Here is a 13,105-nt window from a genome sequence, read left to right as displayed (position 1 = left end):
CGCATCAGCGATCCTGGTGCATCAGCCAGCGATACAGCGCACCGCCGATGACGCCGCCGATGATCGGCACCACCCAGAAGAACCACAGCTGCGCGAGCGGCGCGCCGCCGGTGAACAACGCAACGCCGGTCGAACGCGCGGGATTCACCGACGTGTTGGTGACCGGGATGCTGATCAGGTGGATCAGCGTGAGCGCGAGGCCGATCGCGAGCGGTGCGAAACCCGCCGGTGCGCGCTTGTCGGTCGCGCCCATGATCACGACGAGGAACATGCCGGTCATGACCAGTTCGCAAAGCAACGCCGCCATCATCGAGTAGCCGCCCGGCGACATCGCACCGAACCCGTTCGTCGCGAATGCACCGGCCGATGTCGGATCGACCACGACATCCGCGCGCCCGTGCATGATCTGCCACAGCACGAAGCCCGCGAGCACCGCGCCGAGCGTCTGCGCCACCCAGTACGGGATGAGCTGGCTTCCGGGGAATCGGCCTCCGGCCCAGAGGCCGGCGCTGACCGCGGGATTGAAGTGGCCTCCCGAGATATGCCCGAGTGCGTACGCACCGGTCACGACGGTGAGACCGAAGGCGAGCGACACGCCGACGAGGCCGATGCCGAGCGGATTGCCTTCCCCGCCGAAGTTCGCGGCGAGCACCGCGCTGCCGCAACCACCGAGGACGAGCCAGAACGTACCGATCGTTTCAGCGAGCAATGGCTTGAGCATGGGCCTGGTTCCTTTTGGATGCGTCTTTCAGAAGGTGACGGTGCCAGTGAGCATCACGGGATTGCCTTCCAACCGATTCTCGACATCGAACTCGTGCAGCCAGCGCGCGGAGAACTCGACCTTGCCCGTCTTGTAGGTGACGATCGGACCGATCGACAACGCCTGGCCCCTGAAGCCGTTCAAGCGATCCGCGGTCGGGCCGGTGTCGTCTTCGAGTTGCTCGATCCACCCGCCCGCGGCACCGAAGCCCCAACCCTTCGGGGTCCTCTTGATCAACAACGCATCAACCCGGAAAACCGCGCCATTCTGGTAATCGGTCGCGTCGTTCTCCGTGTAGAAGTCCACCGCGGCCACGGCGCTGAACTCGAGTGTGCCGCCCTGGCCGAGCTGCGTGTAACCGACCGTCGGCGAAAACGTCCAGTTGTTGAGGCTGACGTTGGCCAGCCGCGCGGGGTCGTACTGGCCGGTGGGCGCGTAGATGTAGAGCGCCAGGGACATGTGCTTCGCCTGGGTGAAATGGCGGCTGGCGATGACGGGCACGAACGTCATGTCGTACAGGCCCGACTCCTCGTCGCTCGTGGACAGGCCGAAGCGGCCGAGGCGCAGGTCGGCCTCGACGTCGACCTTCGCGAAGGGCAACGAGGCTGCGCTCGCGTAGTTCCAGCGGCCTTCGCCCGTCGGCCACACGTAGAGCCCGGTGAAGTTCAGCAGGTCGAACTGCGCGGAAAGGCCGATGGCGGTACCGATGCCGATCGGCGTTTCACGCTGCGCACCGATGTCGCCGGAGTAATACGCGTATCCGACGACAAGGTTGAATCCCGGCGTCGGCGGAACCACGCCTGCATACGACGTCCCTTGCAGCCCGGTGATCGGCCGGCCCAGGCCTCCCTCCGTGGCGTGTGCGGGAACACAGGCGACTGCGAGCACGAGCGCGGCGCTGAGGGGGAAGCAACGCGCGGTCGGCTGCATGATGGCTCCGGTCGACGTCGGGACGGGTGCCATCGTCGTGGATTGGCGCGCCGTGTCGCAGCCCGACTTCTACGGAATCGACCTCAGTACTTCTACCGAAGGCACGGGCACGGGGAAGCGCACGTCGACCCGCGTGCCGCCTTTCGGGCCGGGTTCGATCGCCAGCCGGCCGCGCAGCGAACGGGCGCGTTCAGCCATGCTGATCATGCCGAGCCCTTTGCGCGGCGCGGCGGCGCGATCGGCGGGCAGGCCGCGGCCGTCGTCCTGGATGCGCAGCAGGCCCATGCCGTCGTCGTCCCGGCGCAGTTCGATGCACACGTGGCGTGCGTGGGCATGCTTCTCGACGTTGTGCAGCGCTTCCTGCGCGATGCGGAACAGGTCGAGCTTCTGCGGCTCGCTCAGGTCGAACGTTTCTTCCGTTTCGCAATGCACGTGCAGGTCGTCGCGCGAATGGCTCGCGCACAGGCCTTCCAGCGACGCGGCCAGGCTGGTGTAGCGCAGCATGCTCGGATGCAGTTCGTGCGACAGGCGGCGGATGTCGTCGGACACGCCGAGCAAACGATCCTGCAGCCCTTCGATACGACCGCGGCCTTCTTCGCCGGAGACACGCTTGAGGCTGCTCAGTTCGATCGAGATCGAGGCGAGCGACTGGTTGACGTCGTCGTGCAGGTCGCGCGCGATGCGGCTGCGTTCGTTTTCCTGCATGGTCATCGCGCGGCGCGCGAGCTGGCTCAGCCGTTCGCCGGAATCGCGCAGCGCTTCGGAAGACTCTCCGCGCAGGTCGCGCAACGCGGTGAGCAGCAGCAGCACGACGCTGTTGCCGACCGACCACCATTGCAGGTGCATCAACGTGCCCTGCGGGTCGTCGTGGACCAGGGGGCCGAGACCGAGCGACGTCATCAGCAGGCACGCCATCCACACCGGGAGCCAGGCCAAGCGCGTCCACGCGGTGCCGAGCGCATGGTCGGCCCACAGCAGCAGCATGACCGGTGCGAGCAGCAGGATCGGATAGGCTTCGCCGCGACCGAGCGGCGAAAGCCACAGCAGCACGATGGCGACCGCACCGGCGGCGACGAACGCAGGTCGCAGCGGACGCGAAGGCAGAGCGTCGTCCGATTCGTCGTGCGCGAGCCGCATCGCGCCGGTGAAGGCGGGCACGAGGATGAGATACGCCACGCTGCGCGAGAGCATGTCGTCGCCGTCGCCATCGCTCAACTCGGAAACGGCCATGCCCATCTGCGTTGCCGCTGCGTGGGACCACAACGCGCCGACGACGGGCAACACGATGCCCGCGAGCAGCAGGAAACGCGCGGGATCGCAGCCCTGCGTCGCACCGAAGCGGCCGTCGCGCGCGGGTTGCAGGAACCACGTCGTCGCGGCGACCAGCGCGAACTCGCCGAGCAACACGACGCAATGCGGCAACAACTCGCGGCCCATTTCCACGCACGCGAGTGCGCTGCCGGCGAACGCGGCCGCGAACACGATCGGCCAGCGCGAGGTGCTCGTCGCCAGCAAACCGCACATCAACACCGCGCCGGGAATCCACACGGCTTGCGCCAGGAACTCCGAGGTGGCCGGTTGCATCGTCATCCACTGACCGAACGCGGCCGCCGCGGCGACTGCCACGGGTACGATCCAGCCCACGCGCGAGGATTCCTGTTCCATGGGTCGTCTGCGCCGAAAGGATTGCGTGTACTCCCGCAAGGACGTGCTGAGCAACGGCGTCAGGTCACGTGCCGACGCGCGGCATTCAAACATGTGAATGCATTCACGCAGAGCGATGCAGTCACCCACACGGTCACTCGTCCGTCACGCGGGATGAACACCCTTCACACGAACCTCACCGTGCAGGCCCGGGTGGAACCAACGAGAGGGGACACCGCAATGGACACCGGAATTTCCAGTGCGCGTGCACGCGTGCTGTTGGCCGACGATCATGTGCTGGTTGCGCAGGGCGTCGAGATGCTGCTGCTGGAGTGTTTCTGCAACATCCAGCTCGTCAACGACGGTGAATCGCTCGTGGCCGCGGTGCAACGCGATGCGCCCGACGTCGTCGTGTCCGACATCAGCATGGCGGGCATGAGCGGACTCGATGCGATGCGTGCGTTGCGAGGGCTCGGCTTCGACACGCCGTTCGTGTTCCTCACGATGCATGCCGATCCGGAACTCGCGGCGGAAGCGATCGAGGCCGGCGCGAGCGGCTATGTGCTCAAGGCATCGGCCGGTGAGGAACTGGTGCGCGCGATCTTCGAAGTGCTCGCAGGGCGCACCTACGTGACGCCCACGCTGGCCGCACGCACGATCCGCGCCAGTGCGCATCGCGCACATGGCATGACATCCTCCGGACGCGGCGCGCAGGAAACGGCACTGACCCAGAAGCAGCGCGAAATCCTCACGCGTGTCGCGCAGGGGTTGCGTTCGAAGCAGATCGCGTTCGAACTCGGCCTGTCGGTGCGCACGGTCGAGTCGCACAAGTACGCGATCATGCAGGAGTTCGGCGTGCACAGCACGGTGGAACTCGTGCGCAAGGCCGCGCATGCGGGGTTGATCGCGATCGACAGCCCGCCGTAAGTGTGTCTACTGGGCCGCGCTGCGTAGTTTTACTCTCCCCGGTTCAGTCGTTTTCACAATAGGCGCGGCGCCCCGCGAGCGCCACGCTGTCGCGATGGAACGCAAGCCCCGCCTGCTGCTCGCGGAAGACAGCCCGGTCATGGCCCGGCAGCTGCGCCTGTTGCTCGCGCAGGACTACGTGGTGGTGGGCCTGGTGACCGACGGCGAATCGATCCTCTCCGCCCTGGAGTCGCTCGCGCCCGATGTACTCGTCACCGACATCTCGATGCCCGGCATCGACGGCCTCGCCGCCGCCGAACAGGCCCTGCGCACGTATCCCGACTTGCGCGTGGTCTTCATCACCGTGCACGACGAGCCGAGCCTGGTCGCGCGCGCGCGCGCCCTGCCGCGCACCGCGTATGTGCTCAAGGCCGATGCGGGCGACGCCTTGCCCGCCGCGCTCGATGCGGTGCTGGCCGGACGCTGGTACGCGTCGGCGTCGATCACGCGCGAGAAGGTCCGCAAATAGCCGGGCGGCCAGTAGAAATACTGAGCCGGGCGACCGTGTTATCCCCGTTGTGCGCGATTGACCGCGACCGGAAGCTGCCTGCATGAGCCCCATCGACCGCGAGCGTTTCAAGACCGACGACGACATCTCGGTCGAACTGAGCATGCGCCGCACGGGGATGAGCTTCCAGCGCACGCGCATGAGCGCCGACCGCACGCTGATGTCGATCATCCGCACGGCGCTGTCGCTGATCAGTTTCGGCTTCACGATCTACCAGGTCTTCAGCAACTGGGTGAAGATCCCGCACGTCAACCTGGCCGCGCAGGCTCCGCGCAACTTCGGCATCGCGCTGGTGACGGTAGGTGTGCTCCTGCTCGTGCTCGGGATCATCTACCACGTCCGCTACATGGTCGGCCTGCGCAACGAGCGCAAGCGCATGGTCGCCGACGGCCTCATCCACGGCGAAAGCGCGTACCCGGTTTCGCTCGTCCTGCTGTGTGCGCTCGCCCTGTTGCTGATCGGCCTGATGGCGATCATCAGCATGGTCTTCAACATCCCGTTGTTCTCGTAAGCATGTCCGCACGATCGGGGGCCCACCCGAAGAGGGAAACGCCATGAAAGCCTTGTTCTCAGCGTTCGCGGTTGCATTGCTCGCAGGTTGCGCATCGACGCCGGACGTCACCACCGACCACGATCCTTCCGCCGACTTCTCGCGTTATCGCACCTACTACTGGGCGCAGGAACCCAACACCACCAATCCGCTCGCGCAGCAGCGCATCGTCGCCGGCGTCGACCGGCGCCTTGCCGCAAGGGGCATGACGCGACAGGAAGGCAGCGGCGACATCGCGCTCGTCGCCAACGTCGCCACGAGCGAGCAGCAGACGCTCGACACGATGTACACGGGCGGCGCCTACGGCGGGTGGGGTTGGGGGCCAGGCTGGGGCTACGGCGGCATGGGAAGTTCGACGACGCGCGTGCGCACCTACACGGTCGGCACGCTCGTGCTCGACATGTTCGATGCCTCCACGAAGCGCGCGATCTGGCGCGGCACGGCGAGCGGCACGGTCTCCGATTCGCCGGAGAAGAACCAGGCGGCGGTCGAAGCCGCGCTCGACAAGATGTTGTCCGCGTTCCCGCCGGGCTCGGTGGCGAAGCCGCAATGAGCGCGCAATACGACACCGCGCGCGATGCGCCGGCGGGCATGGCCTGGATCGAAGGCCGCACGTTCCGGATGGGTTCGGACCATCACTATCCGGAAGAGGCGCCCGCGCATCGCGTGAGCGTCGACGGGTTCTGGATCGACGCGACGCCGGTGACGAACGCGCAGTTCGCGGCCTTCGTCGAAGCGACGGGGCACGTCACGTTCGCCGAGATCGCGCCGAATGCGGACGACTATCCGGGTGCGTTGCCGGAGATGCTCGTGCCCGCGTCGGTGGTGTTCGTGCCGCCGCCGCAGCGCGTGGACCTGCGCGATCATTACCAGTGGTGGCAGTTCCTCGCCGGCGCGGACTGGCGGCACCCGCAGGGGCCGCACAGTTCGATCGAAGGCAAGGACGATCATCCGGTCGTGCATGTCGCCGCACGCGACGCCGAAGCATATGCCGCGTGGGTCGGCAAGGCGTTGCCGAGCGAAGCCGAATGGGAACTCGCGGCGCGTGGCGGCCTCGACGACACCGAATACGCATGGGGCGACGAACTCGCGCCCGACGGCCTGCATCGCGCGAACACCTGGCAGGGCGAGTTCCCTTGGCAGAACCTCGCGCAGGACGGTTACATCGGCACCTCGCCGGTCGGTTCGTATCCGGCGAACGCATTCGGCCTGGCCGACATGATCGGCAACGTGTGGGAGTGGACGGCCGACTGGTATCGCGCACGGCATCCGGCCGACGCACAGAAGGCCTGCTGCATCCCGGAGAACCCGCGCGGCGGGCCGATGGACGCGAGCTTCGACCCCGCGCAACCGCAGTTGCGCATTCCGCGCCGGGTGATGAAGGGCGGCTCGCACCTGTGCGCGCCGAACTACTGCCGTCGCTATCGACCTGCCGCGCGCATGGCGCAACCGGTCGACACGTCGACCTCGCACCTCGGCTTCCGTTGCGTGCGGCGCATGTGAGGCGACCGGCATGGAAGCGATCTTCCGCGAAGTCAGCCAGCACATCGCGCTCGCGCTGGAGGCGATCTCCGTCCTGATGATCGCGATCGGCGCACTGGAAGCGCTCGCGAAGATCCTCATTCCGCTGTTCCGCCACGATGCCTCGCAAGGGACACGTCGCGCCGCGTGGCTGGGCCTGGCGCGATGGCTGCTGCTGGGCCTGGAGTTCATGCTCGCGGCGGACATCGTGCGCACCGCGATCGCGCCCACGTGGGACGACATCGGCATGCTCGGCGCGATCGCGCTGATCCGGACCTTCCTCAACTACTTCCTCGAGCGCGACCTCGAGAACGCCGCGCGCGAAGCGACGACGCCCGCGGAAGTGGAGGCGACGCGATGAACACCACGCCCACGGGCACCACGCCGACTTCCAACGAACTCTCGCAGTCGCGCACCGGCCTGGCCGACCTGCGCTCGCACCTGGCGAACGAACGCACGCACCTGGCCTACCTGCGCACGTGCGTGTCGCTGATCGGCTTCGGCATCACGCTGAATCGCTTCTCCGAGTTCCTGGTGCAGAACGACGCGATGAAGGTCGGCGCCGCAGGACCGATGCTGCGCGACACCGGCAACGTCGGCACCGGCATGGTCATCCTCGGCATCGCGCTCGCGGTGTGGTCGTTGTATCGCTACAAGCGGGTGAACCACGACATCAAGGCCGCGTCCTTCCGGCCGATGGATCGCGCGATCACCACGCTCACCCTGTTGTTCCTGCTGATCGGCGGCATCACCGCCGTGTGGCTCTTCCGCGCCTGACGCAAGGAGGTCGCATGTTTCGCATTTCCCCATTGCTGATTGCCGTCGCGCTTGCGATGGCCGGTTCCGCGTTCGCGCAGGACGCGGCCACCGATCCGCCCGCGGTCGATCCGAAGGCGATGGAAGCGCTCGATCGCATGGGCAAGGCGCTCCGCGCGCTGGGGCCGTTCTCGGTGCATGCCGAATCGACCGCCGAACTCGTGCTGGAGGACGCCGAGAAGGTCGAGTTCAGCGGCCAGGTCGACTACCAGGTCATTCCGCCGAACAAACTGCACGCTTCGCTCGTGTCCGACCGCCGCGAGCGCGAGTTCTATTACGACGGCAAGACGCTGACGATCTATGCGCCGACCACCGGGTTCTACGCGACGTTGCCGGCGCCCGCCACGCTGCGCGGCCTGGTCGACAAGGCGCAGAACGAATACGGCGTCGAAATGCCGCTGGCCGATCTGTTCCTGTGGGGCACCGACGCCGCGCCGGCATCGGAGATCACGCGTGCGACGTACATCGGCCGCGGTCGCATCGACGGCGACCCCGTCGCGCACTTCGCGTACCGCCAGGGCGACACCGACTGGCAGGTGTGGCTCGATGGCGAGGCATTGCCGCGCAAGCTCGTCATCGCCGACACGAGCACGCCCGAGCGGCCCGAGTACACCGCGCAACTCGACTGGTCGAAAGGCGAAACGGTGAGCGCCGATGCGTTCGCGTTCAAACCGGGGGACGACGATTACGAAATCGCGTTCTTCCCCACGGTCGTCATCTCCGCGTCGCAGGAGGGTGGGCAATGAACGGCAAGCTTTCCATCGCGATCGTGGCGGCGTGCGCCGGTTGCTTCAGCATGGTGGCCTTCGATGCGAGCGCGCTGCCGCGCGGGCGCGGCGGCGGCGGCGCCGCGGCGCGTTCGAGCGTGCATGCCGGTGGCGGACACGCGGCCGCGGGTGCGCATGCCGGTACCCGCGCGAGCGGCGCGCCGGTCAATCGTCCGACCAACGCGAACCACGCCAACCAGCGCACCACGAACACCAACGTCGACCGCAACACCGACGTCAATCGCAACACCAACGTCAACGTCGATCGCGACGTGAACATCGACGTCGACAACGGCTGGGACAACGACATCGACCATCCCTGGGCGGCCGCGGCCGCGGTCGGGACGGCTGCCGCGGTGACCGCGGCGGCGATCGGGTCGATCGTCTATTCGGTCCCGTCGGGTTGCGTGACGACGGTCGTCAACGGTATCGCGTACCAGCAATGCGGTTCGACCTGGTACGAGCCGCAGTACGCCGGATCGTCGGTGCAGTACGTCGTCGTCAGTCCTCCGTAACGAGATGCGCGCCATGATCACCATGTTCCTCGCCATGGCGTTGTCGGCGCCGGCCGAAGCGCAGACGTCGAATGCCGCCTTGCCTTCGTGGCGCGACGGACCGACGAAGCAGGCGATCGTCGAATTCGTCGAACGCACGACGAAGCCGGGGTCGCCCGATTTCATCGCGCCGGCGGATCGCATCGCGGTGTTCGACAACGACGGCACGCTGTGGTCCGAGCAGCCGCTGTACTTCCAGTTCCTGTTCGCGCTCGATCGCGTGCGTGCGCTCGCGCCGCAGCATCCGGAGTGGAAGACGACGGAACCGTTCAAGTGGGTGCTCGACAACGACATCAAGTCGCTCGAAGCCTCGGGCGAGAAGGGCCTGTTGCCGATCCTGGCCGCCACGCATGCGGGCATGACCACCGAGGAGTTCACGGCGATCGTGCGCGACTGGATGGCCGATGCGCGCCACCCGGTGACCAAGCGCCGTTACGACGCGATGGTGTTCAAGCCGATGCAGGAGTTGATGCAGTACCTGCGCGCGAACGGTTACGGCACGTGGATCGTGTCGGGCGGCGGCCAGGAATTCCTGCGCGCGTGGTGCGAGGCCGCCTACGGCATTCCGCCGCAGCAGGTGATCGGCAGCTACGCGGGGTTGAAGTACCAGGCGGGCGACCGGCCTTCGATCCTCAAGACCGAACAACCCGAACTGGTCGACGACCACGCGGGCAAACCGGTCGGCATCCAGCGTTTCCTCGGACGGCGGCCGGTGATGGCGTTCGGCAATTCGGATGGCGACTTCGAGATGCTCGAATGGACGACCACCGGCCCGGGTCCGCGCTTCGGCGCGCTGGTGCACCACACGGACGCCGAGCGCGAGTTCGCCTACGACCGCAAGTCGCACGTCGGCCAACTCGCGCGCGGGCTGGATGAAGCACCGAAGCGCAAGTGGGTGCTGATCGACATGAAGCGCGATTGGGAGACGATCTACCCCGATTCCAACTAGGGGGTGCGCCGTGATCTCCGACAGCTTCTCGCTGATGCGCGGCGGACCGGTGTATCGGGTGATGCACGGGCTGGGCGTGATCCGGCCCGGGGTGCCGACCGCGCCGCTGGTCGCGGTGTTGCTGGTCGCCGTCGCCTTCGTGCCGCTCGCGTTCTTCGCGATGGGCGAACGCATGTTGTTGCCGGGGCAGGGAGGCATCGCGTTGCTCGGCGATTACGCGGTGCTCGCGCGGTTGCTGGTCGCGATACCGATCCTCGTGTTCGCCGCGGCGCCGAGCGACGATGTGCTGCGCGGCGCCATGCGTTACGTCGGACGTTCGGGGCTCGTGCCGGAGATCGAACATGCGCGGTTCGAAGCGATCGTGCATCGCGCGCGGGCGCTGCGCGATTCCAGCGTGCCGGAAGTGCTGTGCGCGCTGATCGCGGTCGGTTCGGCGTTCTGGACCAACGCGCACTTCTCGCACGTCGAAGGCCTCTCGCACTGGGCGCTGGATGCGGACGGCACGTTGTCGAAGGCAGGGGCGTGGTTCGCGTGGGTGGCCGCGCCGGTGTTCCGCTTCGTCGGGCTGATCTGGATCTGGCGCTTCCTGCTGTGGGCGTACGTGTTGTGGCGGCTCTCGCGCCTGCACTTGTCGCTGCATGCGGCGCATCCGGACGGCGCGGGCGGGTTGGGCTTCCTGTCGCCGACGCAGGCGCGCTTCGCGGTGATGTCCTTCACCGGCGGGTGCCTGGTCAGCGGCGACGTGCTCGTGCGCATGGTGTATGCGAACGGACAGCTGCAGCAGGTGCAGTGGGAACTGATCGGTTACATCGTCGGCAGCACACTGCTCATCTTCGCGCCGCTGCTGTGCATGTTGCCGCGCATGGCGTCGATCCGGCGGCGCGGGTTGCTGGATCTCGGCGCGCTCGGCCAGCGCGCGGCGACCGCGTTCGACGAACGCTGGCGCCCGACGTCGAAGGAGGGCGGGGAATCGCTGCTCGAAAGCCCCAATCCTTCGGCGATCGCCGACTTCACCGCGATGTACGGCACCGCGCGTTCGATGTCGGTCGTGCCGGTGAACCGGATGACGCTCCTGGCGGCGGCGTTCCTCGCGGCCTTGCCGTTCCTGCCGGCGCTGCTGCACGCGATCTCCATCGACGAGCTGCTCCAGCGCCTGCTCGGCGTGCTGGCCTGACGCCGGTGGCCGTCGCGTTGGCGGCGCCACGTTCCGTTGTTTGCCACTTCCCCGGAGACACGCATGTCCAACCATGTCTACAAGGCGGTCGAGCTGACCGGTTCCTCGAAGAACGGCACCGACGAAGCGGTGCGCAACGCGATCGAGCGCGCGAGCAAGACCGTGCGCAACATCAAGTGGTTCGAAGTCGTCTCGACGCGGGGCCATGTCGAGGACGGGCGCGTCGCGCATTGGCAGGTGACGATCAAGGCAGGATTCACGCTCGACGACGACTGATCCACCCGCCTGCGACCGGATAGACTCGTTCCATCGAGGCTTGCCGGGGGCAGGGGATGCACGTCGATCGTTCGTTCGGCCGCGGCACGCTCGCGGCGTTCTTCGTCTGGTTGCTCGTGTTGTCGGTGCCGTTGTGGATGCTCGCGTGGGCCTGGGGTTCGGGCGCGTGGGCGATCCCCGTGCCGAAGGCGCGCGAGTGGTTCGTCACCGCGATCATGTGGTGTCCGGGTCTTGCGGCGCTGATCGCGTGCGCGACGACACGCACGTCGTTCGGCGCACTCGGGTTTCGACTGCCGCGCGCGAAGTGGCTGGGCTTGGCCTACCTGTATCCGCTCGCGTACCTGGTCATCGCGTATGCGCTGATCTGGGGCTTGCAGATCGGTACCTTCGATGCGTCCGCGTTCGTCGCGGATTCGGAAAAGAAGTGGTCGCTCACCGGCGCCGGTGCGATCGCCGCCGGCGTGCTCACGACGCTCACCGTCGGCGTGCTCGTCGAGATCGGACGTTCGCTCGGCGAAGAGATCGGTTGGCGCGGCCTGTTGTCGCCGGCGTTGTCGCAGCGCCGCGGGCTGCTGTTCGGTGGCATCGCCAGCAGCCTCGTGTGGGGTCTCTGGCACCTGCCGTTGCTCACCGCGTTCGGCTTCGGCGAACTGCCGACGTGGTACGCGTGGCTGGTCTTCATGCTCGGCATCTTGCCGGTGGGCTTCGTGTGCGCGTGGCTGCGCTGGCGTTCGCGCAGCGTGTGGCCCGCGGTGGTCGTGCATTCGGTGCACAACGCGCTGCTGTATCCGTTGTTCGACATGAACACCACGCCCGCGGGCACGGCCACCGCGTATGCGACCGGCGAAACGGGCTTCGCGCTGGCGTCGGTGAACCTCGTGTTCGCGTTGCTCGTGTGGCGCAGTACGCGCAACAAGGGAAATATCGCTACGTCATCGGCGACCGCGCCAACAAGTGAAAGCTGACCTCGGTCGCACGTCGTCCTGAGGCAATCGCCATAGGCTTGGTCCGAAAGGGAGACCAAGGCATGGCGATCCAGGTGTTCGTGGTCGACGACCACGTGATGGTGCGAACCGGTTTGTGCGTGATCCTCGACGGCCAGTCGGACATCGACGTCGTCGGGCACGCCGCGTGCGGCGAGGACGCGTTACCGCAACTGCGCAAGTTGCGGCCCGACGTGCTGGTGTGCGACGTGCACCTGCCCGGCATCAGCGGGCTGGAGGTGACGGAGCGCGTGGTGCGCGGCAATTACGGCACGCGCGTCGTGGTGGTGTCGGCCTCGCACGAAGGGCCGTTGCCGCGCCGCGCGATGGAAGCGGGTGCGTCGGCGTACGTCGGCAAGAGCCACGATGCGACGGAGTTGGTGCGCGCGTTGCATGACGCCGCCCGCGGCAAGCGGTATCTCGGGACAGGCATCGCGCAGCAGATCGCGCTGGCGGGGATCGACGGGGGCGACGCTTCGCCGTTCGACACGTTGTCGCCACGCGAACTCGAAGTCGCGCTGCTGCTCACGCAAGGGTTGCGTCAGGAAGACATCGCGCGACGCCTGAGCCTGAGCGCGAAGACGATCAACACGCACAAGACGCGCTTGTTCGACAAACTCGGGATCCACGATCCGATCGCGCTCGCGCGGATGGCGAGCCGCTACGGCGTGGCCGATCCGGCGCTCGCCTGGTAGGGCGAACGCCGG

General features: G+C 67.2%; 17 protein-coding genes. 14 read left to right on the top strand and 3 right to left on the bottom strand.

Features of this window, described 5'->3' with window-relative positions; genetic code table 11:
- Positions 1 to 4: 4 nt before the first annotated feature.
- The 3 genes from aqpZ to LK996_RS00385 form a co-directional block, all read right to left on the bottom strand.
- The gene (gene aqpZ, locus LK996_RS00395; protein WP_230525200.1) at positions 5 to 721 is read right to left on the bottom strand and encodes an aquaporin Z; all 717 of its coding nucleotides are present in this window, start codon (positions 719 to 721) and stop codon (positions 5 to 7) included.
- A 27-nt stretch (positions 722 to 748) separates the two neighbouring features.
- Complete coding sequence (locus LK996_RS00390; RefSeq protein ID WP_230525199.1) at positions 749 to 1,690, bottom strand: SphA family protein; 942 nt, start codon at positions 1,688 to 1,690, stop codon at positions 749 to 751.
- Positions 1,691 to 1,759: 69 nt separating this feature from the next.
- Complete coding sequence (locus LK996_RS00385; protein ID WP_230525198.1) at positions 1,760 to 3,355, bottom strand: sensor histidine kinase; 1,596 nt, start codon at positions 3,353 to 3,355, stop codon at positions 1,760 to 1,762.
- 219 nt (positions 3,356 to 3,574) lie between these two features.
- Here LK996_RS00385 and LK996_RS00380 point away from each other — a divergent pair, with 219 nt between their 5' ends.
- The 14 genes from LK996_RS00380 (at position 3,575) to LK996_RS00315 (ending at position 13,093) form a co-directional block, all read left to right on the top strand.
- Positions 3,575 to 4,261: a response regulator transcription factor gene (locus LK996_RS00380; RefSeq protein WP_230525197.1), complete on the top strand. Its 687-nt coding sequence runs from the start codon at positions 3,575 to 3,577 to the stop codon at positions 4,259 to 4,261.
- Between the two features lie 94 nt (positions 4,262 to 4,355).
- Complete coding sequence (locus LK996_RS00375) at positions 4,356 to 4,769, top strand: response regulator (protein ID WP_230525196.1); 414 nt, start codon at positions 4,356 to 4,358, stop codon at positions 4,767 to 4,769.
- Positions 4,770 to 4,851: 82 nt separating this feature from the next.
- On the top strand, positions 4,852 to 5,319 hold the full coding sequence (locus LK996_RS00370) for a DUF202 domain-containing protein (RefSeq protein WP_230525195.1): 468 nt from the start codon (positions 4,852 to 4,854) through the stop codon (positions 5,317 to 5,319).
- A gap of 43 nt (positions 5,320 to 5,362) precedes the next feature.
- Complete coding sequence (locus LK996_RS00365) at positions 5,363 to 5,911, top strand: DUF4136 domain-containing protein (protein WP_230525194.1); 549 nt, start codon at positions 5,363 to 5,365, stop codon at positions 5,909 to 5,911.
- Positions 5,908 to 6,861 carry a formylglycine-generating enzyme family protein gene (locus tag LK996_RS00360; protein WP_230525193.1) on the top strand — a complete coding sequence of 318 codons (954 nt, stop codon included), beginning with the start codon at positions 5,908 to 5,910 and terminating at the stop codon, positions 6,859 to 6,861. Before LK996_RS00365 ends, LK996_RS00360 begins: the two co-directional genes overlap by 4 nt.
- Before the next feature lie 10 nt (positions 6,862 to 6,871).
- Complete coding sequence (locus LK996_RS00355) at positions 6,872 to 7,240, top strand: DUF1622 domain-containing protein (RefSeq protein WP_230525192.1); 369 nt, start codon at positions 6,872 to 6,874, stop codon at positions 7,238 to 7,240.
- Positions 7,237 to 7,656 carry a YidH family protein gene (locus tag LK996_RS00350; RefSeq protein WP_230525191.1) on the top strand — a complete coding sequence of 140 codons (420 nt, stop codon included), beginning with the start codon at positions 7,237 to 7,239 and terminating at the stop codon, positions 7,654 to 7,656. Before LK996_RS00355 ends, LK996_RS00350 begins: the two co-directional genes overlap by 4 nt.
- Positions 7,657 to 7,670: 14 nt before the next feature.
- Complete coding sequence (locus LK996_RS00345; protein ID WP_230525190.1) at positions 7,671 to 8,441, top strand: DUF2092 domain-containing protein; 771 nt, start codon at positions 7,671 to 7,673, stop codon at positions 8,439 to 8,441.
- Positions 8,438 to 8,977, top strand: coding sequence for a hypothetical protein (locus LK996_RS00340; protein ID WP_230525189.1), 540 nt, complete (start codon positions 8,438 to 8,440; stop codon positions 8,975 to 8,977). The genes LK996_RS00345 and LK996_RS00340 overlap by 4 nt, the downstream gene beginning before the upstream one ends.
- 13 nt (positions 8,978 to 8,990) lie before the next feature.
- Complete coding sequence (locus LK996_RS00335) at positions 8,991 to 9,965, top strand: HAD family hydrolase (RefSeq protein WP_230525188.1); 975 nt, start codon at positions 8,991 to 8,993, stop codon at positions 9,963 to 9,965.
- A gap of 10 nt (positions 9,966 to 9,975) precedes the next feature.
- Positions 9,976 to 11,139, top strand: a complete 1,164-nt coding sequence (locus tag LK996_RS00330; protein ID WP_230525187.1) for a hypothetical protein — start codon at positions 9,976 to 9,978, stop codon at positions 11,137 to 11,139.
- 63 nt (positions 11,140 to 11,202) lie between these two features.
- A complete protein-coding gene (locus tag LK996_RS00325) occupies positions 11,203 to 11,415 on the top strand; it encodes a dodecin (protein WP_230525186.1) in 213 nt (70 codons plus the stop codon).
- Between the two features lie 56 nt (positions 11,416 to 11,471).
- Positions 11,472 to 12,380, top strand: a complete 909-nt coding sequence (locus LK996_RS00320) for a CPBP family intramembrane glutamic endopeptidase (protein ID WP_230525185.1) — start codon at positions 11,472 to 11,474, stop codon at positions 12,378 to 12,380.
- A gap of 62 nt (positions 12,381 to 12,442) precedes the next feature.
- The gene (locus tag LK996_RS00315; protein ID WP_230525184.1) at positions 12,443 to 13,093 is read left to right on the top strand and encodes a response regulator; all 651 of its coding nucleotides are present in this window, start codon (positions 12,443 to 12,445) and stop codon (positions 13,091 to 13,093) included.
- The last annotated feature ends 12 nt before the right edge of the window (positions 13,094 to 13,105 follow it).

Source organism: Noviluteimonas lactosilytica (assembly GCF_020866925.1).
Taxonomy (GTDB): Bacteria; Pseudomonadota; Gammaproteobacteria; order Xanthomonadales; family Xanthomonadaceae; genus Noviluteimonas; species Noviluteimonas lactosilytica.
The sequence above is the reverse complement of the archived record's forward strand: the minus strand, read 5'-3'. Positions and strand labels throughout refer to the sequence as shown.